This window comes from Mycolicibacterium arcueilense (assembly GCF_058536225.1).
In genome coordinates this window covers 26,590-52,581 of sequence record NZ_JBZTYL010000034.1, presented here as the reverse complement: position 1 = coordinate 52,581, position 25,992 = coordinate 26,590, and the positions used below count along the sequence as shown (strand labels likewise).

The 25,992-nt window shown below is 65.1% G+C and carries 25 protein-coding genes and 1 pseudogene; 17 read left to right on the top strand and 9 right to left on the bottom strand.

The annotated features are described in order from the left end of the window. Window positions 1–3 precede the first annotated feature (3 nt). The 4 genes from AC4LGL_RS28870 to AC4LGL_RS28855 all read right to left on the bottom strand — a co-directional run bounded on the left by AC4LGL_RS28870 (window position 4) and on the right by AC4LGL_RS28855 (window position 5,487). Window positions 4–990, bottom strand: coding sequence for a hypothetical protein (locus AC4LGL_RS28870; RefSeq protein WP_491841735.1), 987 nt, complete (start codon window positions 988–990; stop codon window positions 4–6). A gap of 179 nt (window positions 991–1,169) precedes the next feature. Then, complete coding sequence (locus AC4LGL_RS28865; protein ID WP_491841843.1) at window positions 1,170–2,561, bottom strand: wax ester/triacylglycerol synthase domain-containing protein; 1,392 nt, start codon at window positions 2,559–2,561, stop codon at window positions 1,170–1,172. 36 nt (window positions 2,562–2,597) lie between these two features. Beyond that, entirely contained in the window at window positions 2,598–3,599 is a 1,002-nt protein-coding gene (locus AC4LGL_RS28860; RefSeq protein ID WP_491841734.1) for a Rieske 2Fe-2S domain-containing protein, read from the bottom strand. Between the two features lie 304 nt (window positions 3,600–3,903). After that, window positions 3,904–5,487: a serine/threonine-protein kinase gene (locus tag AC4LGL_RS28855; RefSeq protein ID WP_491841733.1), complete on the bottom strand. Its 1,584-nt coding sequence runs from the start codon at window positions 5,485–5,487 to the stop codon at window positions 3,904–3,906. Window positions 5,488–5,586: 99 nt separating this feature from the next. On the opposite strand from AC4LGL_RS28855, the gene AC4LGL_RS28850 reads away from it, so the two are divergent. Further along, the gene (locus AC4LGL_RS28850; protein WP_418026667.1) at window positions 5,587–6,540 is read left to right on the top strand and encodes a hypothetical protein; all 954 of its coding nucleotides are present in this window, start codon (window positions 5,587–5,589) and stop codon (window positions 6,538–6,540) included. Between the two features lie 103 nt (window positions 6,541–6,643). Here AC4LGL_RS28850 and AC4LGL_RS28845 read toward each other — a convergent pair whose 3' ends face one another. Beyond that, on the bottom strand, window positions 6,644–7,624 hold the full coding sequence (locus tag AC4LGL_RS28845) for an ERCC4 domain-containing protein (protein WP_055110220.1): 981 nt from the start codon (window positions 7,622–7,624) through the stop codon (window positions 6,644–6,646). Between the two features lie 153 nt (window positions 7,625–7,777). Here AC4LGL_RS28845 and AC4LGL_RS28840 point away from each other — a divergent pair, with 153 nt between their 5' ends. The 5 genes and pseudogenes from AC4LGL_RS28840 to AC4LGL_RS28820 all read left to right on the top strand — a co-directional run bounded on the left by AC4LGL_RS28840 (window position 7,778) and on the right by AC4LGL_RS28820 (window position 11,498). Continuing rightward, window positions 7,778–8,113: a helix-turn-helix domain-containing protein gene (locus tag AC4LGL_RS28840; RefSeq protein ID WP_074415012.1), complete on the top strand. Its 336-nt coding sequence runs from the start codon at window positions 7,778–7,780 to the stop codon at window positions 8,111–8,113. Further along, window positions 8,113–8,370 (top strand): annotated as a pseudogene (locus AC4LGL_RS28835) (HipA N-terminal domain-containing protein); the annotation flags it as partial. The gene AC4LGL_RS28840 and the pseudogene AC4LGL_RS28835, both read left to right, overlap by 1 nt. Before the next feature lie 54 nt (window positions 8,371–8,424). After that, window positions 8,425–9,393: a HipA domain-containing protein gene (locus AC4LGL_RS28830; RefSeq protein ID WP_491841842.1), complete on the top strand. Its 969-nt coding sequence runs from the start codon at window positions 8,425–8,427 to the stop codon at window positions 9,391–9,393. 170 nt (window positions 9,394–9,563) lie between these two features. Beyond that, window positions 9,564–10,004 carry an NAD(+)--rifampin ADP-ribosyltransferase gene (gene arr, locus AC4LGL_RS28825; RefSeq protein WP_491841841.1) on the top strand — a complete coding sequence of 147 codons (441 nt, stop codon included), beginning with the start codon at window positions 9,564–9,566 and terminating at the stop codon, window positions 10,002–10,004. A gap of 75 nt (window positions 10,005–10,079) precedes the next feature. Then, window positions 10,080–11,498, top strand: a complete 1,419-nt coding sequence (locus AC4LGL_RS28820; protein ID WP_491841732.1) for an SDR family NAD(P)-dependent oxidoreductase — start codon at window positions 10,080–10,082, stop codon at window positions 11,496–11,498. A 9-nt stretch (window positions 11,499–11,507) separates the two neighbouring features. Here the strand turns inward: AC4LGL_RS28820 and AC4LGL_RS28815 are convergent, their stop codons facing one another. The 3 genes from AC4LGL_RS28815 to AC4LGL_RS28805 form a co-directional block, all read right to left on the bottom strand. Further along, window positions 11,508–12,035 carry a GNAT family N-acetyltransferase gene (locus AC4LGL_RS28815; protein WP_491841731.1) on the bottom strand — a complete coding sequence of 176 codons (528 nt, stop codon included), beginning with the start codon at window positions 12,033–12,035 and terminating at the stop codon, window positions 11,508–11,510. Between the two features lie 8 nt (window positions 12,036–12,043). Then, entirely contained in the window at window positions 12,044–12,346 is a 303-nt protein-coding gene (locus tag AC4LGL_RS28810) for a type II toxin-antitoxin system TacA family antitoxin (protein ID WP_491841730.1), read from the bottom strand. Window positions 12,347–12,424: 78 nt separating this feature from the next. Next, complete coding sequence (locus AC4LGL_RS28805; RefSeq protein ID WP_491841729.1) at window positions 12,425–13,711, bottom strand: DUF2786 domain-containing protein; 1,287 nt, start codon at window positions 13,709–13,711, stop codon at window positions 12,425–12,427. Between the two features lie 70 nt (window positions 13,712–13,781). Between AC4LGL_RS28805 and AC4LGL_RS28800 the strand changes: the two genes are divergently transcribed. From AC4LGL_RS28800 to AC4LGL_RS28755, 10 genes are all read left to right on the top strand, one after another. After that, complete coding sequence (locus AC4LGL_RS28800; protein ID WP_491841728.1) at window positions 13,782–14,012, top strand: antitoxin; 231 nt, start codon at window positions 13,782–13,784, stop codon at window positions 14,010–14,012. Continuing rightward, complete coding sequence (locus AC4LGL_RS28795) at window positions 14,009–14,413, top strand: TA system VapC family ribonuclease toxin (RefSeq protein ID WP_491841727.1); 405 nt, start codon at window positions 14,009–14,011, stop codon at window positions 14,411–14,413. The genes AC4LGL_RS28800 and AC4LGL_RS28795 overlap by 4 nt, the downstream gene beginning before the upstream one ends. A 479-nt stretch (window positions 14,414–14,892) precedes the next feature. Beyond that, window positions 14,893–17,907, top strand: a complete 3,015-nt coding sequence (locus AC4LGL_RS28790; RefSeq protein WP_491841726.1) for a DEAD/DEAH box helicase — start codon at window positions 14,893–14,895, stop codon at window positions 17,905–17,907. Then, on the top strand, window positions 17,900–18,718 hold the full coding sequence (locus AC4LGL_RS28785; protein WP_491841725.1) for an SWIM zinc finger family protein: 819 nt from the start codon (window positions 17,900–17,902) through the stop codon (window positions 18,716–18,718). Before AC4LGL_RS28790 ends, AC4LGL_RS28785 begins: the two co-directional genes overlap by 8 nt. A 303-nt stretch (window positions 18,719–19,021) precedes the next feature. Then, window positions 19,022–19,324, top strand: coding sequence for a WXG100 family type VII secretion target (locus AC4LGL_RS28780; protein ID WP_491841724.1), 303 nt, complete (start codon window positions 19,022–19,024; stop codon window positions 19,322–19,324). 3 nt (window positions 19,325–19,327) lie between these two features. After that, window positions 19,328–19,615: a WXG100 family type VII secretion target gene (locus AC4LGL_RS28775; protein WP_491841723.1), complete on the top strand. Its 288-nt coding sequence runs from the start codon at window positions 19,328–19,330 to the stop codon at window positions 19,613–19,615. Window positions 19,616–19,618: 3 nt separating this feature from the next. Then, the gene (locus tag AC4LGL_RS28770; RefSeq protein WP_491841722.1) at window positions 19,619–22,201 is read left to right on the top strand and encodes a WXG100-like domain-containing protein; all 2,583 of its coding nucleotides are present in this window, start codon (window positions 19,619–19,621) and stop codon (window positions 22,199–22,201) included. Next, a complete protein-coding gene (locus AC4LGL_RS28765; protein ID WP_491841721.1) occupies window positions 22,201–22,614 on the top strand; it encodes a UCP033725 family protein in 414 nt (137 codons plus the stop codon). Before AC4LGL_RS28770 ends, AC4LGL_RS28765 begins: the two co-directional genes overlap by 1 nt. Beyond that, window positions 22,607–23,419: a hypothetical protein gene (locus AC4LGL_RS28760; RefSeq protein WP_491841720.1), complete on the top strand. Its 813-nt coding sequence runs from the start codon at window positions 22,607–22,609 to the stop codon at window positions 23,417–23,419. The genes AC4LGL_RS28765 and AC4LGL_RS28760 overlap by 8 nt, the downstream gene beginning before the upstream one ends. 88 nt (window positions 23,420–23,507) lie before the next feature. Next, window positions 23,508–23,801, top strand: a complete 294-nt coding sequence (locus AC4LGL_RS28755) for a hypothetical protein (protein WP_491841719.1) — start codon at window positions 23,508–23,510, stop codon at window positions 23,799–23,801. A gap of 225 nt (window positions 23,802–24,026) precedes the next feature. Here AC4LGL_RS28755 and AC4LGL_RS28750 read toward each other — a convergent pair whose 3' ends face one another. Then, window positions 24,027–24,605, bottom strand: a complete 579-nt coding sequence (locus tag AC4LGL_RS28750) for a TetR/AcrR family transcriptional regulator (RefSeq protein WP_491841718.1) — start codon at window positions 24,603–24,605, stop codon at window positions 24,027–24,029. 97 nt (window positions 24,606–24,702) lie between these two features. Here AC4LGL_RS28750 and AC4LGL_RS28745 point away from each other — a divergent pair, with 97 nt between their 5' ends. Next, a complete protein-coding gene (locus AC4LGL_RS28745; protein ID WP_491841717.1) occupies window positions 24,703–25,980 on the top strand; it encodes an NADH:flavin oxidoreductase/NADH oxidase family protein in 1,278 nt (425 codons plus the stop codon). Window positions 25,981–25,992: the final 12 nt, after the last annotated feature.

Sequence of the window (25,992 nt, the reverse complement as noted above, 5' to 3'; positions counted from 1 at the left end):
GCGTCACCGCTTGCACAGCTCGTACATCTGCGTATCCGCATCGACGAGTCGTTGAATGATGTTGGTATAGCTCGCTGTTCGGATCTCGACGCTATCGTCGGATAGTCCGGGTGTGCGGGCTTGTTCGACGATGCTGACGGCTTCGGCTGACAGATCGCTGATCTGGTGCAGATGGCTGCTGATTCCGGGGTCGGCGACCTCGTCGGCATAGCGGCCCAGCTGAGCTGACCACGCGTGGTACTTGTACAGGGCTGGTCCGCCGGGGCCGATTTGGCCCGGGTCGAGAAGGTCCTGGTGGTCAGCGATGTAGCCAACTGCTGCCCGGGCGGTGCGGCAGTCTCGGCCGGACTCTTGCGTGAAGAATAAGGTGGCCAGCATAGCCGCGGCCAGCAACACGAGAATGACACCGATTCGAAGCAGATGCTCACGGGTCGTCGGCACCGCGGGAGGCACGGCGTGAGCGACCGCAGCGGCGATCTCCGGATCGGCATCGGCGGTGGCGCGCAACTGTGCCAGATGCGGGGCGCGTCGGCGTCGGACCCATGCGGGCCATACCTGTGCGACCACCATCATCACGGCCAGGACCAGAAACATTACGGCCAGTCGAGGCTGGTCTGTCATGAATTCAACGGCGGGAAGCGGTACGGCGAACAGTCCGATGAGCACCCAGGTGAGGCGGCGGCCCGTCGGGGTGACACGGTTCCGGTATGCCCGGGCCAGATCGCTGGCGCGCACGGCGGCGGTCAGCACCGCCGGGTCGGTGGGTACCGGACCGCGACGCAGTGCCCTGGCGGTTGCGGTGCGCTGGGCGGCGGTGAGGCCCTCGAGCACGGTGGCGTAGGTTCTCACGACGGGTCGGCCGAGCAGGGTGATCGGGATGCCGGCTACCAGCCCGAATATGGCCAGTCCGATCGCGTCAACCCAGATCGGCCACGGCGTCGACCAATGGTATTCGGGTCGCAGCACGGCCCAGCCGTACAAGGACCACACCGTTATCCATGCCGAATTGACGAGCCAACGAGCCCACCATGGTGCGGTGTTGTACCAAACCCACAACGGACTGTGTCCTTTCGACGGATGACGCGGTGTTCCAGTTGACCCCTGCGATTGTGACATCGTCGGCCACCTGTCCGTTGCGCCAGTTTGCGCCGGAGCGGAGCCTCGAACTCTTAGGTGACAGAGGTGACGAGCTTCGTGAGCTCGGCCTCGATACCTGCGGTGATGACGGCGGCGTCGGTGACATGGCGGGTGTCGGCAGCGACCGACAGGCACAGGTTGTCAGCCCAGGACATGGCGATCACGCTGGGTCCCATGCCGTGATACAGCGGGCCGGCGGGGTAGAAGCTCAGTGCCGGCATGTTGAGGAACACCGGATCCTCCACCGCGATACCGCTGGCATTCGACACGATGACGTTGCACGGCCAGGAGATTCGTTCAGCCAGGCCGAAGCATTCGATACTCCGGAACAGCAGATTGACCGCCCGCCCCGGCGCATATTCGTTCCACTGCCGGAACAGGTTGATGCCGCGGCGTTCCTGCACGGCCTTGACGGCACGGGCATGGTCGGCGATCGCGAGGAGTCGCAGGACAGGATCGGAGATCGTGGTGTTGAGGTTCACGCGCAGCACCGTGGTGGTGCCGACACCATCGGTGATGTACTCCGAGGTGTCTGCGCTCCGCATCGCGTAGGGCACCGCCGCCACGAGCGGTTTCTGTGGACGTTCGCCCCGGCCGGCGAGCGCACCGTCCAGGGCCGCCCCCACGCAGCTGAGCAGGACGTGATTGATGGTGACCGAATACTTTTCGGTCACCGCCTGCAGATCTGCCATCGGCAGCACCGCGACCGCTGCCGTCGAGGAACCCGACAGCGAGCAGTTCAGCGTGGTCTTGGGCGCCTTGACCTTGAGATGTCGTGCGGCCCACCGGCTGCCGGTGGTGCGTGCCGACATCGCAACCAGGCGTGGCAACCGTCGCAGCCGTTTCGCCTTGCGGCGCAGCGCATCGCCCACGATCGCCGAGGGCCGCGCCGGGAACGACGACGCCGGTGCGATGGGTCGGGGCGGTTTGGCGCTCAGATCGCCGGGTGTCATCAGGCAACCGACGACCTCCATGGCGGCGTCGCCGTCGACAAGCAGGTGATGGAGGACCGAGATCAGATATGCGTGGCGCTCGTCGTCCTCGATGACGTACATGTGCCACAGCGGTTCTCGACGGTCGAGATGGGTGGCGCGGACCTGGGCCAGCACCTTGGAGGCTCCCTGCGCGCCGCCCGGCGCCGGCATCGGCAGCGCCGTCACATGCGCTGAGACGTCGATCTCGGGTCGGGCCACCAGCATCGGCCGGTCTGGGTTGAACCACGGGTCGAGGAGCACCTTGCGGTACGCCGGCATCAGGTGCATGCGGTTGTTGAGTGCCGACACCACGTGCTCCCGTAGATCACCGGGCACCGAGCTGCGGTCCACATGGATCAACGACATTCCGTTGCCAACCTGCAGTTCGGTCTCCTGATACAGCTGCCAGGCATCCATCCCGCTGACACGTTCCGCGCGGGCACCCTGCATGGTCGTCACTTTGTCCCCAATCCCATTGCCGTCAGGTCACGACGATGATGTGTAGAACTGCCGCACCCAATGCCGGTACTTGCCGATCGGGCCGTCACCAGGCGCCAGTTTGGGATGCTCGAGATAGACCTTTTCGTCCCAGATGATCTGGTCGCGCTGGACCTCGTAGGCGACTACCTGCAGCACGATCCAGCCGAGGAGCCGTTCGACCGGAGCCAGCAGAGCGCGGAGCGCCTTGTTGCGGGCGCGCTTCTTGGCGCTGATGCCGATGTAGATGTCGACGCGACGTTCGGCGACGGGGGTGGGCAGCACCATCTGGCGGACGGTCAGACCGCCCTGAATCGCGATCTCGACCAGCGAGAACCCGAGCCCGATCAGGACGGAATTGAAGTGGAAGTTGATGCCGCCGATGACCGGGACAGGTTTGGTGCCACCGTATTCGGTGTGGATCCGGGGTCCGTCGACCTCCATCGGCTTCGGGACGACGAAGTTGCGGAACTTGTGGATCGTCGCGAAATGCGCGTGATCGAGGCCGTTTTCGTTGACTTCCTGAGGATGAGTGTGGAAGTGCAGTTTCTTCGTGGCGATCGGATGCCAGTCGGGGTCGGACTCGGGCAGTTCCAGTTCGAATGTCGGTGGCTGTCCTTCGGGGCCGTGCCAGACCATGATCATGCCGAGGTGGTTGCGCACCGGAAGCGTGGTGAGGGCGGCGCCGCGGGGCGGTTCACCGGTCGGGGTGGAGACACACTTGCCGGTGGCCGCGAATTTGAACTCGTGGAACGGGCACACGATGGTGTCGCCTTCGATCCAGCCGCCCTTGCCGACGTGGGCACCCAGATGTGGGCAGAACGGCACGGCGGCCGAGAGTTCGCCCGAAGCGGTGCGGAACAGCACGATCTCGCCGTCGAGGAAGCGGCGTGTCAGCACGGTGCCGGGGCGCAGTTCGTGGGCGAAGGCCACGGAGTACCAGCTGTACGGGTACGGCGGGTACGGGTCCCCGACCCGGCTCAGACTGGTCGACTCGGTTGCGGAGGTCATCAATCGCCCTTCCCCTCGTGGCGGCTGGCACCGCCGTCAGGGGACACGCCAAAGTGATGGCACCGTTTGCTGCCGGTGCCGAGCGCGAAGATCCCCCACGTGCGATGCGGCCCCCATGGTTTTGCTCATCTGCCGAACGCCGCTCATTCGCGCAGACAATCAATCTGTACTGGAACGTGTTCTAGTTTGCAAACCGGGGGTTCGCCGGGGAGTCGGGACACGGGCGTCGACCCGTTTCCCGCCACCCAGATGGGCTGGCCGGACGCAGGGCTCAGCGTCGTGTATCCGACGTGGTCGTCGCCCGTCAGTTGAATGCGGTGCTGCCGGCCACGGCGTGCGTCGTGCTGATCAGCTTCGCGTAGCAGTGATTCCGATCGAAACCGTGGTCGCTGCACCAGGCCAACGCCCCACTCGCGGTGGGATAGGTGATCGGTGCGATGGTGACCCAGAAGTTGGGCGCGTCGAACGTCGACCAATCACCGGACCACAGGAGCTTGGCGCCGTACTCCTGGCGCAGCCGCAGATGCTCTTCCAATGTCAACTCGTTGTCCCACACCACACCTTGGTCGACGACGCCCGGCCGCTTGGAACTCAATTGCGGCACCCACCGATCCGAGCCCTGGGTACTCACGACGGTGTGGTCACCAAGCGAGATCTGGCGTAGCTGTGCCGAACTCGACGCTTCCGGGTTGCGGGACGCCGTCGGCGTGTACGACGGTGCGGGCGGTGTCGTCGGGGCCGGCACCGTCTTGTACACAGTCGGTCCAGGGACGGTCACGCCGGGCGGCGGGGTGAGCGTGGCCGTCTGCGTCGGTGCCGAGTTGACCGTCGGCGCAGAGTTTTTCGATAGCAGCAGACCAATGACGAGGCCCACCGCGCCCAGCAGCAGCGCAGCCACCAACACGACCGCCGCCAGCGGCACCAGTGGTTGCCGCGCGGGCGGGCCGGGAGCGGTGATGGCAGGTGCGTAGTGCGCGACGACCGGCGGTGCGCCGAGGGCCGGGGGTGAAACATATGGCGCCATCATGGTTTCGGCGCTGGCGGCGACCCTCTCGTCAGTGGTGTGCAACGCCCGTTGCGCGGCGCGCCCCAATGCGCCGGCACTGCCGTAACGGTCGTCCGGCTCCTTGGCCATGCCGCGCGCGATGACGGTATCCAGGGACGTCGGGATGCCCGATTGGACCGTACTGGGCCGTGGCGGCGGGGTCGAGAGATGCGCCGCGATCAGCTGCTCGTTGCTGTGGGTCGGGAACGGCGCGTCGGCGGTCAGCGTCTCGTAGAGCACGCAGGCCAGCGAGTAGACGTCGGCAGCGGGTGTACACGGATCGTCGCCGAACCGTTCCGGGGCCATATAGCTGAAGGAGCCGATCCGGGTGTCTGCCTGGGTGAGGCTCGAATCGCCTTGGGCCTGAGCGATGCCGAAGTCCAGCAGATAGGCGAAGTCCGCGGGGGTGACGATGATGTTCTGCGGCTTGACGTCGCGGTGGATCAGCCCGTGCGCGTGCGCGGCGTCCAGCGCGGAAGCGATCTGCTCGACGATGGTTACCGCGCGGCGCGGCTCGAGCGGGCCGCTGTTGATGAGGTCGTGCAGGGTCTGCCCGCGGACCAGACGCATGTCGATGTAAAGGTTGCCGTCGATCTCGCCCCAGTCGTGAATCGGCACGACGTGGGGCTCCTCCAAACTCGCCGCCGCCTGCGACTCACGCAGGAACCGGATCCGGAACTGCTCATCGTGGGCAAACTCCGCGCGCAGGATCTTCAGGGCAACGGTCCGGCCCTTGTCGGTGTCGAGAGCTTCGTACACGTCGCCCATGCCGCCACGGCCGAGGAGCGCGGTCAGCTCATACTTGCCGAACCGGTCACCCACGCCCGGGTTGTTCTCGACCATCCTGTGTGCCTCCTCGACTGGCGAACAGGCGAACGTAACGCAGGGTGCCGACAAGATTTGCGCATTGCCAGACCCGGTCCCGGCCTTAGGCTCATGAGCATGCGATTCGCTGCTGGTGCCGCCGCGCTGTTGGTCGCGGTGATGGTGGGCGTGAGTGGCTGCACCGGTGCGCCTGATCGTGAACAGGAAGCCGTCGACATGAAGAACCGCATCGTGGCGATGCCGGGGGTGTCCGAGGTCGATCTGATCTACAACAACGGCATCATCGAGGGCACTCGGTTCCAACTCAAGGTTGACATGTCGCAGGCAACCGATCAGCAGGTCGGCGCAGTGGCCGCTGAACTCGACGAACTCCGCGGAAAAGACTTCGCGAAGTTCGACCAGTCGATGAAGATCGTTGTGGGGGAAGATACTTCGATTTCAGCGAGCGCTGATCTGCCCGACGACACCGAACAGCTCACCGGCCTGGTGCGTCGCCTCGGCGTCGAAGCTCCGGCCCGGGACATCATGTGGTCCGTCGGCTCCGCGCCGGACTCCACAGAGGTGCAGATTCTGGAAGCCCAGCACCCTGATCACGCGGTCGACTCGATCCTGCGGATCTTCGCCGATCGGCCACCCAGAGACATCGAAGTCTCCGCCGCCAACCGGGTCGCGGATCCGCACTGGATGATCTTCAACCGGTTTACCCCGGCGGATAAGCAACGCATCGAACAGCAGTTGGCCGCGGCAGCCCCCGCCGACCCCGGCTGGATCGGTGTCCGGGACGGGTGGATCGACCACTTCACCTTCGGTGTGCCGACGCGGGAGACCGCTTACGACGACATCGTGCGAACCATCCACGCGCTCAAGGCCGGTCCGGAGCATCCGGTCAGCCTCACCTGGGCCTGGGACGGCGACCGGGCCCGCTACGACGAGCCTCGCTGGGCGGGCCGCGCCATGATCGGCAAATGCGAGTACGTCAACGGCGACCGCACCAAGTCCGAACCGCTCCTGCCGGAAGCGTTGGCACTGCAGCAGCGCATCCGCGACGAGTTCGACACGTGTCTCAAGTAGTGGCTAGCGCAACATCGCTGCCGGCGGATGAGCCACGGTGACCGCGGGCGACTGCTCTGTCATGACCTCACGCTAGGCCGATTGTTCGACGTTGCCCAGGGTGTCAGTGAGCGTCTTGCCATGCCTGCCAGATATCAGGGCGGAGTCGGCCGCGGGGTGGAACCTCCAAGCCGGCTTCTCGGGCCCAGGCTCGGACCTCGGCGGTGCTCGGGCCGGGCGCCGCGCTGCCCTGATCGACGACGGCGACGTCGACGCGGACCTGTGAAATACGTTGCATCGCAGCATCTTCAGTCGTCGACCAGGCGTGTGCGGCAGCGAGGAACCGGTAGGTCCATTCCTCGGCGAGTTGGCGAGCTTCGCAAAATACGATCGGTACATTCGGCCATCGGACCTGCAGTTCTGCCAGCCCGTCGGCGACGACAGCGGGGCGTACCCGGTCGAGCTTGAACAGCTGCGAGTAGCGGTCCTCGACGACCACCGCCGCTCGGGGGAGTGCGGCCAGGTCGGCGACCTGATAGCGCAGCTTGCCGGTGGTGAGGCTGGAGACCAGGTCGGCCAGGGATTTGCGCTCCACGCTGGCGATGAGCGTCCCATCGATGAGCAGCCCATAGTCGCCGCACGGCAGCGCACGTTGAACGGTATTGGCTTGCTGGCCGGCGAACTTGTAGGCGTACCGCTCGTGGCTGTCGACCACGATCTGTAGCTCGTCGATGCCCTGGGCGCGTGCTGCCGGGGTCCGCACGTTGGGGCGCGCCTGCTTGCGGGTACGCGGCGACTGCCAGAACACCGCGTCCCGGCCCCGGGCGGTGGTGAACACCAACTGGGAGCGGTTCTCCCGGCCGCGCTGCAGAATCACGTCGATGGCAGCGCCCCGGCGCTCGCACGACCGCAATGCGACGCGTTCGACGATCTGCGCGTCTGCCGGCCACTCGTCGAGGCCGACCGGATAGCAGTACAGCGCCTTGGCTCGGGGCCACGTCCCCGAAGTGCGAAACAGGAGGTCGTTGCCGGGCTGTGGAATCCGCAGTAGGTAGGGCAGTCTGGAACCTTCGTCCGGGTTGAGGGCTATGACCATCTCCGCCACACCGCGATTGTGCCCGGATTCGGCTGGGAGGCCAAGCGGTGCCGCCGGCAGTCGCCGTGTAGGCGCCTGACGTGTGAAAAGTGGTAGAACGACCTCTTTTGCAAAAGACGTCGAACGACTACAATCCGAAATGTCGTCGAGCGACTACAAGGAATGGACATGCAAGTCAAGACAATGGGCGACGTTGGCGCCCTCGTCCGAGCAGCTCGCACAGCCCGTGGAATGACTCAGGCTGAGCTGGCCGAGCAACTGCGGATGAGTCGGGACTGGGTCGTTCGACTGGAGAAGGGGCATCCACGACTGGAAGCGCAACGGGTGCTCGATGCACTTCGCGTCGTCGGTGTGAGCCTGGAGGCGACCGCTCCCGAGGCGCCGTCGAACGCTCGAAAACGTACCCGGAAGGGAGCTCCCGAGAAGTCCACGCCTGCCGGAACGGCTCCCGCAACCCTTGATCCGTTCGACGCGCTGTTCGGCACAGGGAAAAGGTGATGGCGGACAGGGCGTTGCGGATCTACCTGGACGGGATCCCGACCGGCACGGTGACACAGTCTGCTCACGGAGCGCTGAGTTTCACCTATGACGATGAGTACGCCGAGCGGGCTGATCCTACGCCCTTGTCGCTGTCCTTACCTGTCGTGTCGAATCGGCATCGGGACAAGGCTGTTCGGTCCTATCTTGAAGGTCTGCTTCCAGACAGTGAAGGTGCGCGACAGCGGTGGGGACGCGAATACAACGTCTCGCCGAACAATCCCTTCGCCCTGCTCGCTCACGTCGGGCGCGACGCAGCCGGCGCAGTCCAGATTCTCCCGCCCGAGGCCGATCCGTCTGACGCGCGGGCGCGGACAGGTGACATTCAATGGCTCAGTGAGATTGAATTCGCCGAGCTCGTCCAAGCGCTCGCTGCTCATCAATCCGACTGGGACGCAGGAAGGTTCGAGGGCAGGTGGAGCCTCGCTGGCGCTCAACCCAAGGTCGCGCTATTCCGGGAGCCAGAGTCCGGGCGGTTCGGGATCCCGCGAGATTCGACGCCGACGACCGTGATCGTCAAGCCGGCAACTGCTGGTTACGCACGGCATCACATCAACGAGGCACTGTGCCAGCGTGCAGCGAGCGAAGCCGGGCTGCTCGCAGCCGAATCCACAGTGATGGAGATCGGTGACGTTCAGGTGTTGACCTCGACGCGCTACGACCGCCTTTATGACGGGACTACCTGGCACCGGGTCCACCAAGAAGACATCTGCCAGGCGTTGTCGGTCCACCCCAGTCTGAAATACCAGTCCGACGGAGGCCCCGGTGTCGGTGATATCGCTGACCTTCTCAACAGGCTGCCGATCGAGGACCGCGCTGTGAACGCCGAGCGCTTCTTCAAATCGTTGTCCTACAACGTCCTCATCGGCGGAACTGACGCTCACGCCAAGAACTACTCGCTCGTCCTCGTTGGGTCACGCGCCCAGGTGTCGCCGCTGTATGACGCTGCCTCGGCAGCACCGTATGACCAGCGCGAGCGCCTCTACTCTTCGATGAAGATCGGTGACCACTGGAAGATGCTCGACGTCACCGCCTCGGATTGGAGGAAGGTTGGACGCCGTCTCGGGATTCCCGCGGACCAAGCTGTGGCCTGGGTGGACGAACTCCGTGGCGACCTTCCTGCTGCGTTCGCGCGTGCTGCGGTGACTCTGCCAGAGAGCGTGCAACCCGAGGCGGAACGCATGACGGAGCGGATCATTGAGCATGTTTCCGGGACATGGAAGCCCAACCTGGACCGCTGAACAGCGTGAGGGCGGCGACATACGTCAGTTCGCTCGACATAGGTTGCGGCCGAATCGGGTTGGCTGGGCGCGAAAGACTTTCGATCCGTTCCCACTCTCACCATACGGCCGGGGGTGGGGCTTGCGGCAAGGCCCCTGACGTGCTGCACAATCTTCCGGTCCGTGACGAGATGGGGGATGCTGTGACGAATACGCCGAAACCGTTCGAGGTGCACGAGTCCGGTGCGCTCCTGCACGGCACCAAGGCCGACCTGGCGGTTGGTGAATACCTGGTGCCCGGACGCGAGTCGAATTACCAAGCCGGACGGATCATGAACCACGTGTACGTCACCCGCACCTTGGATGCCGCGGTGTGGGGCGCTGAGATGGCGGCCGGCGACGGGCCGGGCCGCATCTACATCGTCGAACCCGACGGTGCGCTGGAGGACGACCCGAACGTGACCGACAAGAAGCTGCCCGGAAACCCGACCTGCTCCTACCGCACCCGCGGGCCGGTGAGAATCGTCGGTGAGCTCACCGACTGGGTCGGCCATTCATCGGAGCAGCTGCAGCGCATGCGCGACGGTCTGGCTGACCTCCGTCGGCAAGGACTGGACGTCATCTACGACTGACCTCACGGGCCGCACTGGGTTGCCACCGGTTCGCTCGATAAGGGGATTTGTGCCCACTCCCCGTACCCTTCGATGGTGAACGCGATCGACCCCGACCAGCTCAGCACGTGCCTACGGGTGCTGTCCGAGGTGGACAAGCTGCCTCCCGAGCACCCCGACGCCGTTGCTGTGCGGCTGGCCACCGCGAAGATGTTCAAGGCGCTGAAGAAGGCTCGTCGCACCGCCAGACGCGACGCGATCGCGGCCGCTGACCGCGCTGTCATCGCCGCGACCGCCACGGGTGCGCCGGGACGGATCGATGACGAAACCCAGGGCTTGCCGCTGGTGTCCACCGCGGTCGGGGCCAGTGCGGGCACGCTGCTGCGCTCGCGGGCCTGCTACATCTGCAAAAACCACCACACCGTGGTCGATGCCTTCTACCACCAGCTTTGTCCGGACTGCGCCGCGCTCAACCGGGCCAAACGCGACGCCCGCACCGACCTGACCGGGCGCCGGGCTCTGCTCACCGGCGGGCGCGCCAAGATCGGCATGTACATCGCGCTGCGGCTGTTGCGTGACGGCGCGCACACCACGATCACCACCCGGTTTCCCAACGACGCGGTGCGCCGCTTCGCCGCGATGGACGACAGCGCCGACTGGCTGCACCGGCTGCGGGTGGTGGGGATCGACCTGCGGGACCCGGCCCAGGTGGTTGCCCTCGCCGACGAGGTCGCCGCGCAGGGCCCGCTCGACATCCTGATCAACAACGCGGCCCAGACGGTCCGTCGCGCGCCGGGTTCGTATGCCGCGCTGGTCGAGGCCGAGCGCACCCCGCCGCCGGCATTGGTGGACGTCGTCACCTTCGATCACGTCAGTGACGCGCATCCGCATGCCCTGGCCGGGAGCCTCGGCGAGCACCCCACCGCGCACGCACTGACCGAGCTGGCCCTGACCGCCCGCAGCGCCTCCCCGGAGCGGATCGCCGCCGACACGGCCATTGACGCCGGTGGTCTGCTGCCCGATACCGCGTCGGTCAACAGCTGGACCCAACGCGTGCACGAGGTCGACGCGATGGAGCTCCTCGAAGTGCAGCTGTGCAACCAGACCGCGCCGTTCATTCTGGTGAGCCGGCTGCGTCCCGCGATGGCCGCCTCACCGGCCCGCCGCAAGTACGTGGTGAACGTGTCCGCGATGGAAGGCCAGTTCGGCCGCGGCTACAAGGGCCCCGGGCACCCGCACACCAACATGGCCAAGGCCGCGCTGAACATGCTGACCCGCACCAGTTCTGGGGAGATGCTGGAGCAGGACGGCATCTTGATGACGGCCGTCGATACCGGGTGGATTACCGACGAACGTCCGCACCCGACCAAGCTGCGGCTGGCCGAGGAAGGTTTCCACGCACCGCTGGATCTGGTGGATGGTGCTGCGCGCGTGTATGACCCGATCGTGCGCGGGGAGTTGGGCGAGGATCTGTATGGGTGTTTCTTGAAGGATTACTCGCCGGCTAGTTGGTAGGGCGATCCTTCAGATCGCATCGAGGTCATGCATCGCGGCCGCAATGGCCTTCATGGGAAGGAAGAGGTGGAGAGGATCCACCGGCGACGCAATGAACTCTGCGTGGTGCAGATAGAAACTGCGGGCATTGTCGTCACGAGCATGGACCAAGAGTGCGGGTGCGGCTACGGACCTCGACAGCATGAAGACGCGCTGGAGTGCGTCGCCGAGTAGGCCCCATCCCAAGCCGCGGCCCTGCCATTCGAGGTCGACGGCGAGTCGTGCCAGAAGGAAGCACGGAACCATCTCGGGTGCCTTTTTTGCGATTGCCTCGGGTGCGGCGCGGCGTCGGTAGCCGGCGACGGTGATCGCGTAGTAGCCGACGACGCGGCCTTCGTACGTGCTGAGGTATGTGGTGGCGTTGTCGGCCCGCTGGTTTTGCCAGCTGTACTTGCGGAGCCAATCGTCGAGTTCGGCGGCGCCTGATTCGAAGGCCGATCGGTCGTGGGTTTTCGTGAGTTTCTCGGGTCGAGTTGGTTTTGGCTGGGTGTCCGCCACCGGTCGTGTCAATCGTTGTCGGCGAAAGGGCTCTCGCGTCGGAGAAGCCGTCCAAGTTTGGGCATCGGCTCCAGCGGTGCATCGAGCAGGGTTTGGAACTCGACCCATTGCTCTTCGCTGGCGACGAACCACTTGCGGTCTGCGAGAACTCGCTCGGCGGTCTCTAGTGCGCTGTCCAAAATGAAGTCGGTGACCGTGCTGTCGGTGGCTTCGGCCGCCCGACGGATGAGGAGCTGTTGCTGCGCGCTGGCACGAATATTCATCCGCTGGTCGCGGGTGGTTTTCGTGGTGCTGGCGTCGGTGTTGCGCATATTGCCTCACTCGGTCGGTATGTACAGCGTACGTACGTCGCTGTCGGGGATCAACAAGACGATTCGTTGGCGGCCACATCACCCCGCGATCGGTCGACGCACGTCCAGCTGTGCCAAGTCGGCTGCGATGCGCCCGGCCGCCCATCCGGCACCGTTGGACGGCGACATCATGCGGGCAATCGTCGCCGGGAAGAGCCGGTTGGTGAGGTCATCGGTTGCCTGGCTGCGCGCTGCCAGTACCGGAAGCAGTGTGCCGCGGTCCACCTCGGTGGCCACCGTCGTGGAGGTGACGGTGAGGCGTTCACCGATGCGCTCGGAGTACGAGAGAAGAAATGATTGACGAAACGAGCGGGTCCGGGTCCGTCCGTCGCCGGTAACGCGGCCCGCTGCCAGCATCGCCCGGTTGGCCTGGACCAGTAGTGAAGTCGACAGCAGCTCAACGAATTCCAGATCGCACGCGGCGCCGATGACGGCGACGAACCCGAGCTTCTCCGCGCACACCATCTGACACCGGTTGGCCGTTGCCACGGACTGCACCAGCGCTGCCTTGGCGATGACGTAGGGACTGTCGATCCAGATTCGCCGGGCGGTCGCCTCGGCTGCGCGACCTTGCTCGTGATCTCGGATCGCATGCTGCAGCGAGTATCTGCTCATCAGTTCTTGGGCCTTGGCCGAAAGGGCTTCAGCTTCTTCGGGAAACTTGGTGGCCTCTGCCTTGGCAAGCAGCCCGCGCACCCGGCTGAGCGCTTTCGCATCGGTCGGGTTCACCGCGACCGCAGAATGCTGGTGCGCGCCGGGCAGCGGCAGCAACGGCTCGAGGATCGGAAGGGTTCCCAGCAGCCGCAGCACCTTCAATACGACCGTCAACGCCGCGTGATGGTCGACGGCATTCTTGTCCGCCCAGTCCCACATCTGCGGAGTTCTGTGATCGAAGCTCGTAGGCAGTGTGGCAAGCTCGGCGCGCCATCGCGGGTGCAAGGTGGTGACGGAATAGTGCCGGGATTCGCGAACGACGGCCTCGGCCAGGTAGCCGGCTGCCGCTGCGTCGAGACGGCGACGAGCGAATTCGTGCAGGTCATTGGGCGACCAACCCACCTGCCACGCGCTGTTGATGGCACCGGCCAAGGTGCCCTCGGCGGCAAGGTCGAGATCGTCTGCCCAGCAGGGGAATTCGTCGAGTAACTCGGCGGCGTGGAATTCCGCATCGTGGTCGGGACACAAAGCGGAGTCGTACAGCGCCGCGGTGATGCGGTCGAGGAGGGCGACCCGGTCGTACCCGGGATCGGTGCTCCAGCGTTCTCGTCGGGACGATGCGCGGCGGCTCTTGTGGTTGGCGGCGCGCTTCTGGCGGTTGCGGCGGCTCATGTGTGGAGTGTGCTGCAACGGTCTGCCTAGCGCATCAATGCATCATGATGCAAAGATGCTAGGATGTGGCATGCGGACCACCGTTGATTTACCTGATGACCTGCATAGGCAGGCCCGCGCGATAGCGCGGGACACACGCCGGACCCTGAGTGAGACGGTTGCTGACCTGATGCGAAGGGGCCTGGGCGTAGCTGTGGCTCCCTCGACGGTTTCGACCGATCCCAGGACGGGGTTGCCGGTGGTCAGCGTAGGCGCCGTCGTCACCTCCGAGGATGTGCGGTCGCTGGAGGACGACGAGTGACCACGCTGCTCGACGCCAACGTGCTGATCGCGCTGGTGGTGGTAGAGCATGTGCATCACGAGGCGGCTACCGAGTGGCTGGCAGCGTCGGACGAGGCATTTGCGACCTGCCCGATAACACAGGGGAGCCTGCTGCGTTTCCTGTTGCGTAAGGGGTACCCCACTTTGGCGGCCCGCGAGGTGCTCGTCGCAGTCGCAGCGTCCGATCTACACGAGTTCTGGCCGGATGCAGTGTCTTTCGATGGTGTGCGACTGGACGGGGTGATCGGGCACCGACAGGTGACCGACGCCTACTTGGCGCAGCTTGCTCGCCACTATGGCGGGCGGTTGGCGACGCTCGACACCGGGCTGGCGCATCTGCACGACGACGTCGCGGAGTTGGTGTCGTCCGGCGATCACTGATGTCGGAGTCGTCATGGACCATGTCGGATTCGATCGGGATGGATCTGCAGGGTGCGCAGGACGCGATTCAGTCGCTGACCGACGGTGACGCGTGGTTCAGCAGCTCCACTGATCTGACCGGCAAGGGCCGGGGTCTGGGTAGTGGGTCTTTGTCGGAGGTCGTCAAATTCTTTGACGGCCTCCCAAATCGGTGGACGCCGCGGACTCCGAACACCGTTGAGTGCATCCCCAATCCAGCCGAATGGCTGCGCCGTGTCATGTGCGGGCCCCGTCTCTCGGGTGCGCCGCGCCCCCTCGCTCCGTCATGGTCACCGGCACGCAACTTAGCCGGCTCACACCCGAAGCAGCCGACCTCACCGGTACCAACTGCCTCACTGGTCACCAATCAGGCTCGGGCTCAGGGTGAATCCGGCGCGGCGGTTTCGGGATGGTGGTGCCGATAGCTAGCCTGGCGAAGCCTCGAGGGAAGTGAAATATCGATGTTGGTTCTGCACGGATTCTGGTCGACCGAGGACCTGTGTCTGTGGGCCGAGGATTCAGCCCTGTCGGTGAAGAGCGCAAGCCAGGCGTTGCGTGCCGCCCGTCCGCATCCCTTCGCGGCGCCGGCCGATGTGATCGCCGAAATCCACACCGGCAAGCCAGGCAACGCCGTGCTCCTGTTGCCTTCGCTGCGGACGTCGCCGCTGGACTCGCCGGAACTGATGCGGGTCACGCCGCGGCCCGCATCACGCAGTGCGCCCGCGCTGCTGCCGTGGTCGGTTCCCGTGGTATCGCTTCCCGCCGCCTCTGCGCTGGCCCTTTTCGATGAGAAGGCAGCCGATGTGCGGTACGGCGAGTCGGTGACCTACATCGCCGATATCGCGAACTTCGCGCGAAAATTGGTGGCGCGCGGTCGAATTCTGCCCGCACTGGGTGTCGACGAGGGACAGCCCGTCGCGTTCTGGCGGCCGGTGATTCAGGGCGCCGACGTGATGGAACTCACCGCGATCATCGCGGCTATGCCTCCGGTGTGCCGGGCGGAGTCGGATGCGGCCGGCGCACCGGAGTTGGTGACGTCGGCGTTGGCCGCATTTGTCGACGAGTTGGCGCGCGCCGCCGCGCCGCCGGCCGAGGAGTTATTGCCACCCCGACGCGGGCGGCGCCCGAAACGCCTTGCGGTCGAAGAAGAATGGGTGACCGCACTGACGGCGCCGGACGGCAGGTTCGATGCGGACCTGGATGATCTCGATGCCTTGGCCGACGCGCTGACGCCGTGGGATGAGATCGGGATCGAGGAGCCGGGCCCGGCTCGTGCGACCTTCCGGCTCACCGAGAACGAATCCGACGACGACGACGCGGGCTGGCGACTGGAGTTCCTGCTGCAGTCGGTCGCCGACCCCAGCCTGTTGGTCCCGGCCGAGCAGACCTGGGACGACGACGGCAACCTGCGGCGTTGGCTTGACCGTCCCGAGGAGTTACTTCTCGCCGAACTCGGACGGGCCGTCCGGGTCTACCCGGAACTGACCTCCGGTCTGCGCACCGCACGTCCCTGCGGTATCGACCTGGACGCCGAGGGCGCCTACCACTTCCTGTCGGTCGCGGCGCCGCTGCTCGACGATGCGGGCTTCGGGGTGCTACTGCCGTCGTGGTGGGATCGGCGCCGCAAGCTCGGTCTCGCCGTATCGGCGTCCACCCCCGTCGACGGTGTGGTGGCGACGGCGAGCCGGTTCGGCCGCGAGCAGCTGATCGACTTTCGGTGGGCGCTCGCGGTCGGCGATGACACGCTCACTGAGGATGAGATCAACGCGCTGTCGCAGACCAAGGCACCGTTGATCAGGTTGCGCGGTCAATGGGTGGCGGTCGACCAGGAGCAGCTGCGCCGCGGGCTGGAGTTTCTCAAGGCCCATCGGTCGGAGCAGGCGAGTCCCGCCGAGCTTCTGGCGTTGGCGGCGAGCCACCCCGACGACACCGACACCCCGCTGGAGATCGTGTCAGTGCGGGCCGATGGTTGGCTCGGTGATCTGCTCAACGGTGTTGCCGGGCAATCACTTCAGCCCCTGCAACCGGCGCCGGACTTCGCTGCGACGCTGCGTCCCTACCAGCAGCGGGGCCTGTCGTGGCTGGCCTTCCTGTCGGCGCTGGGTCTGGGCAGTTGTCTGGCCGACGACATGGGTTTGGGCAAGACCGTGCAGTTGCTTGCGCTGGAGTCCACACAACGTCACAACGAGCCCGGTACTGCGCCGACACTGCTGCTGTGCCCGATGTCGCTGGTCGGCAACTGGCAGCGTGAGGCCGCGAAATTCGCACCTGCGCTTCGGGTTTACGCCCACCACGGCCCGGCACGGCTGCGCGGCGAGGCTCTGGAGGAACGGCTGGCCGAGGTCGACCTGATTGTCACCACCTATGCCACCGCCACCCGCGATATCGACGAACTCGCGGGCTACCGGTGGAACCGGGTGGTGCTCGACGAGGCTCAAGCCGTCAAGAACAGCCTGTCGCGCGGCGCCAAGGCGGTGCGTCGGCTCGACGCCGAGAACCGCATCGCGCTCACCGGCACCCCGGTGGAGAACCGGCTCGCCGAATTGTGGTCCATCATGGACTTTCTCAACCCGGGCCTGCTCGGCTCGTCGGAGCTGTTCCGGACCCGGTACGCGGTGCCGGTGGAGAAATACGGCCAGACCGAGCCGGCCGAACGGCTACGCCGGATCACCCGCCCCTATATTCTGCGGCGGCTCAAGATCGATCCGGCCATCATCGACGATCTGCCCGAGAAGATCGAAGTCAAGCAGTACTGCCGACTCACCACCGAGCAGGCATCGCTCTACCAGTCGATCGTCGACGAGATGATGGAGAAGATCGAGCACACCGACGGAATCGAGCGGCGCGGCAATGTACTTGCCGCGATGACGAAATTGAAGCAGGTCTGTAACCACCCCGCGCAGCTGTTGCACGACCGCTCACCGGTTGGCATGCGCTCCGGCAAGGTGATCCGGCTCGAGGAAATTCTGGAGGAGATTCTCGCCGAAGGCGATCGGGTGCTGTGCTTCACCCAGTTCACCGAGTTCGCCGAGATGTTGGCGCCGCACCTGGCCGCGCGGTTCGGTCAGGACGTCGCGTACCTGCACGGCAGTGTGTCGAAGAAGCGGCGCGACGAGATGGTCGAGCGTTTCCAGTCCGGTGAGGGACCGTCGATCTTCCTGCTGTCATTGAAGGCGGGCGGAACCGGCCTGACCTTGACCGCCGCCAATCATGTTGTGCACCTGGATCGGTGGTGGAACCCGGCGGTGGAGAACCAGGCGACCGACCGGGCCTTCCGGATCGGTCAGCAGCGCACCGTGCAGGTACGTAAGTTCATCTGCACGGGCACGCTCGAGGAGAAGATCGACGACATGATCGAGCAGAAGAAGGCGCTGGCCGATTTGGTGGTCGGCGACGGCGAAGGCTGGCTGACCGAGTTGTCCACGGGGGATCTGCGCACATTGTTCAGCCTGTCGGAGGGGGCCGTCGGTGAATGACTGGTATCCGCCGTCGCGGCCCCGTGCCGCTGACGGGTTGAAGGCCCGCAGCGCCCGTGGTGCGATCGCTCAGACATGGTGGTCGCAACGGTTCATCGAAGTGCTCGAGGCCATGGGGATGGGCAGTCGGATGCAGCGCGGCCGGAACTATGCCCGCCGGGGTCAGGTGATCTCGCTGGACGTCGGGCCGGGTCTGGTCACTGCGGAGGTGCAGGGCAGTAGGGTACGGCCCTATCGGGTCCGGATCGGGATCGCCGCATTCGGCAAGGGCGAGTGGTTGCAGATCGAAGCTGTACTGGCCGAAAGTGCGTTGTACACTGCAGCTTTGCTGTCCGGTGAGATGCCGTCCGATATTGAGAATGTGTTCGGCGCGTTGGAGTTGCCGCTGTTTCCGACGACGGCCCGGGACCTGTCTCTGGACTGTTCGTGTCCGGACTTCGCCGTGCCGTGCAAGCATCTCGCGGCGACGTTCTACCTGCTGGCCGAGGCGTTCGACGAGGATCCGTTCACCATCCTTGCCTGGCGAGGCAGGGACCGTGAGGACCTGTTGGAGAATCTGGCGGCCGCCCGTTCGGGTGGGCGCCCTGCTGCTGATCGTGCGGCGTCCTCGGGGCCTGACTTGGCTGACTGTCTCGATTCATTCTTTGTGCGGCAGAGCGCTCTTCCCGTTTTCGGCCCTCCCGTTGCCTCGTCGACGGCACTGATGGATCAGCTGCCCGCGGTGGCGGTCGCCGTGCGCAGGCGGGGGCTCGCTGAGATTTTGCGACCGGCGTATGTGGCGTTCGGGGAATCCGACGCGGCGGCGCCCTGACCAGGTCTACTCCTAGCCCCACATGGCGGCAAGCATGCCAGCTCTCGGAAGCAAGGTGCGCTCAAGATTCTCGACCTACCCGACACCGTCTGGATCAACCCGCCAGCCCGGGAGGCCAACACCACAGCCGCTTAACACCCGATGGACACATCCGCCTTGACAAATTCCGGTTCACGAATTTGCTGGCACTGCCGAGGCAGCTTTCCGATTCGGGCTGTGGCCATTGACAGCTACTTCACAGCAAATGCGCCCGATCGGACTGAGATGATTGCTGTAGTCAGGGCGAGCGCCCAGGGGGGAACTATGGCAGATCTGCATGTGACACCGGAAGTGCTGCGAGAGGTGTCGACGGAATTCGGGACGGCGGCGCAGCAGTTGCACGCGAGCCTGGCATCGCTCGACAGCGAGGTCGCGCAGATGCTGGGGCCGAGTTGGACCGGGAACGCGGCATCGGCCTACGACTCAGTCTGGCGCGAGTGGCATGACGGGTCGTCGAAAGTCGTTCAGGGGTTGACGGCGATGTCGGACCTCTTGGTCGCGGCGGCCGCCGGGTATTCGGGCACTGACCGGGACGGTGGCGTGTCCATCGCAGGATCGGGCCTCTAGGGCATGGCCGCTTTCAAGGTGGATCCGGCGGTGTTGTTGGCCGCTGCCGATCGGATGTCGCAACTCGAGCAGCACATGGAGCAGACGGTGGCGCAGCTGGAGGCCGTCGAGCATCAATTGGGCACAGCCTGGGATGGCGAGGGTGGGCACGCGCAAGCTGCCGCCCAGCAGCAGTGGACCGAGGGCGTGGCCGAGATGCGGCAAGCATTGGCCCATTTGCGCGCGATAGCTGAAGGCGCACACGAGAACTATCACGGTGCTGCGCAAATGAACCTGCGCAACTGGGGTTAGTCGGTGGGTGGCTACGAGGTTGATCCGCAACAGTTAGCGGCCTCTGGGAAAACTGTTGGTGCGCAAGGTGATGCGCTGGTCGCTGCGCTGGATGCCCTGGATTCTGCATTGGCGGGATCCGGGTTGATGTGTGGAACCGATGCGGCTGGTCTGCAATTCTTCTCCGACTACCGCAAAAGTGGGCAAGCGGTGATCTCGGCGGCTGAGTCGGCCGTGAACGCCTTCCGTAATGTCGGCTATGGCGTCGAGGTGTCGGCGCACAACTATGGGGTCAGTGATGCTGCCTCGACCGTCGGCGGTGGACGCGAATCGATTCCTGTGCCAGCAGAGCCGACCAAGTACACGGCTTCGGGGGTGGCCGGACAGTCAGGGCCGGAAATCCCCGAACCGAGCTTGTGGTCCTTGGTTCAGCCGTTCGTCAGCCATGCCTGGCCGAACGGCAATCCGGACACGATGGGCGCGGTCGCGGGCGCGTGGCGCGCGCTCGGTATGGCGATATCGACTGCAGCAGGCGACGCCGGAGATTGCCTCTCGAGCGTGTCGGGCCAGGACATTCCTGAGTTGACGCACATCACCGGAGCTCTGAACACGTTGACCGGTGGTACTAATGCTTTGGCCGGTAAGTGCAGTTCCCTTGCGGAGAAGCTGGATTCGTTCGCCGGTGACGTGCGAAGCGCACAGGATGCGATCCGGGATCTGCTCCACCGATTGAGTGCCTCCGGAATTGTCAGCCAGATCGGCAGCGTTTTCAGCGGGCATAACCCGCTCGATGGACTCAAACAGATCGGCCACGATATCTCGGAGATCCTGCACGCCCTCAGCGGTGAATTGGACACCGCTGCTTCCGGTTTCCAGATGCTCATCGATGGCATGGATGGGCTGGTTCGCGAGTTCGAGGAATGGGACCGCAAGGAGTTCACCCGGTTCTTCGGCAACGACGTCGGCGGTTTCTTGGCGGGCTTTGTTAATGCGCGCACACAAATCGCTGAGGGCGTGGTGAAGTCGGGGCTGGAGGTTGGGCAGACCGTTCCGACGATGCTCGCCCACCCGGTAGAAGCAGCGAAAGGTATCTGGGAAATCGACAAGAACCTGGCGGAGTTTTTCAATCCGTTGGGGCCGATGCTTGATCCGGAGGGGCAGAAAGAAGCGGGAGAGCACCTTCTCGAGACCGTCAAAGGTGTTGTCGATTACAAGGATTGGTCCAGCGATCGTCCGCTGGTCGGGCTGGGCGACAATCTCGGCAACATTGCACAGGTCCTGATGCCCGGTGTCGGCGAGGCCAAAGCCGGCGTGACGGCGGGGAAGGCGGGCGAGGAAGGGGCGCAGGTCGCTCGGGCCGAGGGGGCGGCAGCCCGCAGCGGGGTGGAGGCATTCGGGAAGACCGGGGTCGATGAAATCGCCGGCCAGGCCGGCAAGATCGGCAAGGACCTCGACTCTTTGGGTGCCACGCCGGTGGAAGTGCCGAAGGTCCCTGAACCGGTGGCGCGACCGGCGGATTCGGGGCCTGTGCCGGAGGCGAAACCTGGTGATGGTGCCGCAGCGGGGGACGCTGGTGCTGGGAAGGCCCCGGTCGATGCTGGGGTAAGGCCGAGTGAGGAGTCGGTGTCCGCCACTCATGGGCCGGGGACGGCTGCACATGACGGCGAGGGCGCCGCTGGCCCGCAACATGGCGTCGGCAATGGCACGCATCCGTCACCACCGGAGTACGCGTGGACAAACGAAGCAAGCCCGGGAGGCGCTGTTCCGCATGAGCCCCCTCTACCGCACGAGACGGCTGAAGCGCATAGCGGTGGTGGAGACCAGGGTGGTGGTTCGCACGGCGGCGGTGATCAAGGCGGTGGTAACCATGGCGGGTCGACTGACGGGTCGCGTACCTACTCGTTGATGGACGATAGCTCCCATAGCACCGGGTTTGCCCCGGACCAACTATCGGATGTCCAGCGCATTGATGGCGCATTGGCCGACCACGGCGTCAAGAAGAGTGACTTCATCGACTTGATCAACACAGCGACCGATAGTCTCACCCCGGCCCAGCGGGACCTGATCAATGATGTGCGCGACTATTTGCCCCATCCGACGAGCGACACCGTGATGCAGAAGGTGATTCCGCCGGGGTATTTCGACGAAGCAAACGGCTTGGTGCAGGGTCGTGCCGATGACTACATCATGGAGCACGGTGTCAGCCCGGATCGAGTGGGTGGTGCGGTCACAGTGGCAGACGATACGGCTCACCTCGGCACACCCGGCGGAATCTACGACGGTCTCAGGTTGGACTACACCGACTCTCCATTTGAACGCTACGACCCAGGCACACACGTCATTCGGTTCCAAGCCGACCCTGAGTCACCGGGCAGTTATGAAGTGCCGCGCAACTCCGACATGGGAGGCAGCAATGCCTACGACTCGTGGGACGATCCGTTCACCGGTAATGGGTTCACGAAGTCCGGGGACGACGTCATTCCGGAGTACTACGCCAGAAACACGACGATGAGAGAGGGTGCCGAGATGTGGGAAGTTCTTGACGACGGCACACAACGCCTCGTTGCAGTCTTAAAGGGCGGACACTGGATTCCGCAGGGGAACTGATGATTGAAATGCCAACCACGGGCGCGATCGCGGAATATCGCGGTGAGCGATACCGCATCGTTTTCAGCGGTGACGACTGGGTCGCATTGCACGCAGAACCGGATACTGAGATCCCGGATGGGTTCGCGACCGGCGAAGCGTCCATGGGTCGTGGGTACCACCAGTCTTGGGTGAAGGTTCCCCGGTCCGCGCTGGACGGCGTGGTGCACGTTCGCGTGAGCGGAAAGCTATCCGGACACGCTGTGTCCCTGCAGAGCCAATTCCCTGACGGACAAATTGGGGTTGAATTCGTCGGTCCCCCCGCGGTGGCTCGGGAACTTGGATTGGACGGCGACCAATACATGGGATGGACTGGTCTGGTGATGCCCGACAGGTTGACAGACGTACAGGTGGAAGAGAGGCGTCGTGCCTGACACGTTGGTATTGCAGAAGCTGCTTGCAGGCCCCACTGCTAGTGCGATCGTGGAAACGGGCCACGATCAAGTTGGCGGGTTTGTGACGGATGCGAGAGCGGCCGTCGGCCTGCGGACCCCGGCAGAATTGTTGGCGGCGTATGGCATTGAGGGAACGCCCGAATTCGTCGATGTCGTGCGGTTCGAGCAGCCAAGACCGGCTAGATTCAGTGCCCCGGGTGAAGCTGAACGGCCGTGGCCGGTGTTTCCACATGGCTTCCTCCGCGGCGACTCGTTGGCGCAGGTATGGGTCATGGAACGGACTCGGTACTCATACGGCGCTGAGTACTGGCGGATTCGTTCCGATGGTGAGCAGAAGCGCCTTTCGCGTTACGAGGGCGCGGCTAGCGGCTGGGTCGGTGCCAGGAAATGGCGACTGCCGAGTCCCCTAGTGGGCAACATGGCACGCTGGCGCGGCGGGGAGTATTTCGCCGACGTGGCTGGCGACAAAGTCCTTCTGACTGCGACGGCCGAGGAAGGTCCCGCAGGTTTCTCGCAGGTTCATCCGCGGGCGTGGTCTGCGACAGCGCCTTTGTCGGAATGTGAGGTGTTCGAGCGGGTCTACACTGCTGAGTTACAAGGTGTTCCTGTGCGTGTATTGCGTTCCGGCGGAGGGGCAGCCGAACTGCTCTTGCTCTCCGATGATCCCGCCGATGCGGAGCAGGTCGGCGCTGGACTCGTTGAACCTGGTGTCTACGAACTGATTGCGGATCCCAGTCGGTTGGCGAACGTGCAAGGTGTCGAGAACCAATTGGCTCGGGGGTGAGTTGACGCAGGATCTCCGCGTGCGCTTACGGGTGCTCGCAGATGGAAGTCAGCTCCCATGTTGTCGAGGGGGCAGATGGGGAGGTCAGGTGCCAGGCGACGACATCGATATCAATGAGGCGATTCGTTTGTACTTGGAGCACTTTCCGGGTGGCAATGATGCGGATTTTGCTTCATATTTCGGTCCGGCTGCAGCCGGAGTCGCCAGAAGGCTGGTTCGCGCGCTACTTGACGAGGCGCTGAGTATCAACCCTGACTGGAACTCGATGGACCTCAACGAGGCCGGTGACTACGTCGAATCAGTGATGCAGGATCGCCACCCCGAGCTTTCGAGGAAGTCCTTGGACTGTATCGGCAACTACTTCACGTATCTGATGCGTTAATACGATCGAACTTCGAAGCCTGGGTCTCCTCTTGTTACTGAGGGGTTTGTCGCGATACTGCCACTCGGGGATCGCAGGGCTGCACCGAAATTCGTCCGCGGCTGGACGCAGGACAACTGCGAGTCAGGAAGGGTTGCCCGCCGGTCGTTCGGGCCGCCGTACTAATGCGCCCATTCGATGACCCTGCATTTACGTCGCACCACGCTGCATCGGTTAGCGACTCAGTCAAGCAAGCTGCCCGAGCGCCGCCGCTACCGCCGCGCGCACCGTGGTGGCGACGGTCTCGGGGGAGGACGCGTCGAACTTGCCGTCGAGATGCAGGAAAGCCAGGCCGTGCACGAGTGCCCACACGGCATTGGCCATCGCGTCCGGATCCGACGTGGGAGTCGCCTGCTGCACAATCGATCTGAGGTACTCGCTGATGGCTTCGACCGCGGCGACCCGTTCTGGGCTGGTGGGGTCGCACGGTTCGGCGAACATGGCCCGGAACAGGCCGGGGCGTTGCAGCGCGAAGTTCACGTAGGCGATGGCGATGTCGGCGAGGTCGTCGGGTGTTTCCGGTGACGGGTTCGCCGCGACCAGCTGCGTGGCCAGATCGCGGTAGCCCACCGCGGCGACCGCCGACAACAGCGCATCGCGGTCGGCGAAATGCCGGTACGGCGCGGCGGTGGAGACCCCCGCGCGGCGGGCCGCCGCGCGCAGCGACAGTTCGGTCGCGCCGCCCTCCTCGAGCAGCTCCAGGGCGGCCTGCACGAGCGCGCTGGGCAGGTCGCCGTGGTGATACGACCTGGTTAACGTGGCCATTCGGGATCTACCTCACAAGTGTTGACACCGCTTACATGCTGACCGTATGTTAGCAGGCGTCGGAAGTAAGCACTGTCAACATTGGTAGGGAGTTTCCGTGTCGAAAGCGTCGGAGGCGTTGTTCGCGCCCCTGCAGCTCAAGTCCGGCCAGGTCCTGGGCAACCGGATCGCCAAGGCGGCCATGGAGGAGGGCATGGCCGGGCCGGCGCAGCTTCCCGACGAGCGCCTGATCACGCTGTACCGGCAGTGGGGCGCCGGCGGCACCGGCCTGCTCATCACCGGCAACGTCATGGTCCATGCCGAGGCGATGACCGGTCCGGGCGGCGTCGTGCTCGATGCCGACTCGCCGCTGGAGCCCTTCGTCGCGTGGGCGCGCGCTGGCAAGGACGACGGTGCGGCGATGTGGATGCAGATCAGCCACCCCGGTCGACAGGTCCAGGCCAACATGCCGGGCGTGGTGTGGGGACCGTCGGACGTCGCGGTCGAGCTGGGTCGGCACTCGAAGCGGTTCGGACGGCCGGTGGCGATGACGGCCGAGCAGATCGCCGACACCGTCACCCGCTTCGCTACCACCGCGCGGCGTGCCGAGCAGGCGGGATTCGACGGGGTTGAGGTGCACGCCGCTCACGGATATCTCTTGTCGCAGTTCCTGTCTCCACTCGTCAACACGCGCACCGGCGAGTGGGGTGGCTCGCTGGAGAACCGGGCACGTCTGCTTCTGGAGATCGTGCGCGCCATCCGCGCCGAGGTGGCGCCGGGCTTTTCCGTTGCGGTGAAGCTGAATTCAGCGGACTTCCAGCGTGGCGGCTTCGACGCCGACGATGCCCGCAAGGTGATCGACATGCTCGCGCCCTTGGGTGTCGACCTCGTCGAGCTGTCTGGCGGCAGCTACGAAAGCCCCGCGATGACCGGACGTCCCACGGATGAGCGCACCGCGGCCCGCGAGGCGTACTTCCTGGAGTTGGCCGCCGAACTCGCGGTGAACAGCCCCATCCCGCTCATGCTGACCGGCGGGATCACCCGGCGCGAGACGGCCGAACGGGTGCTGGCCAGTGGCGTCGCGGTGGTCGGCATGGCCACCGCGCTGGCCGAAACCCCCGACCTGCCCGCGCGGTGGCGCCGAGGCGCGGAGGCGGCCGGGCGGTTGAAGCCTGTGACCTGGTCGGACAAGCCGCTGGCCTCCATCGCCAGCATGGCGATGGTCCGCTACCAGATGCGCCGGCTCGGCGCGGGGAAGAAGCCCGCGCTGTGGGTCGGCCCAGCCTTCGCGCTGGTAGTCGATCAGATGGTGTCGCGACGTGCCCTGCGCGGGTACTCACGATGGTTGAAGTCCCGGCCGCGGCCGGCTCGCGTTGTTGGTACCCAACACATTTAAGGGGAGACGGAC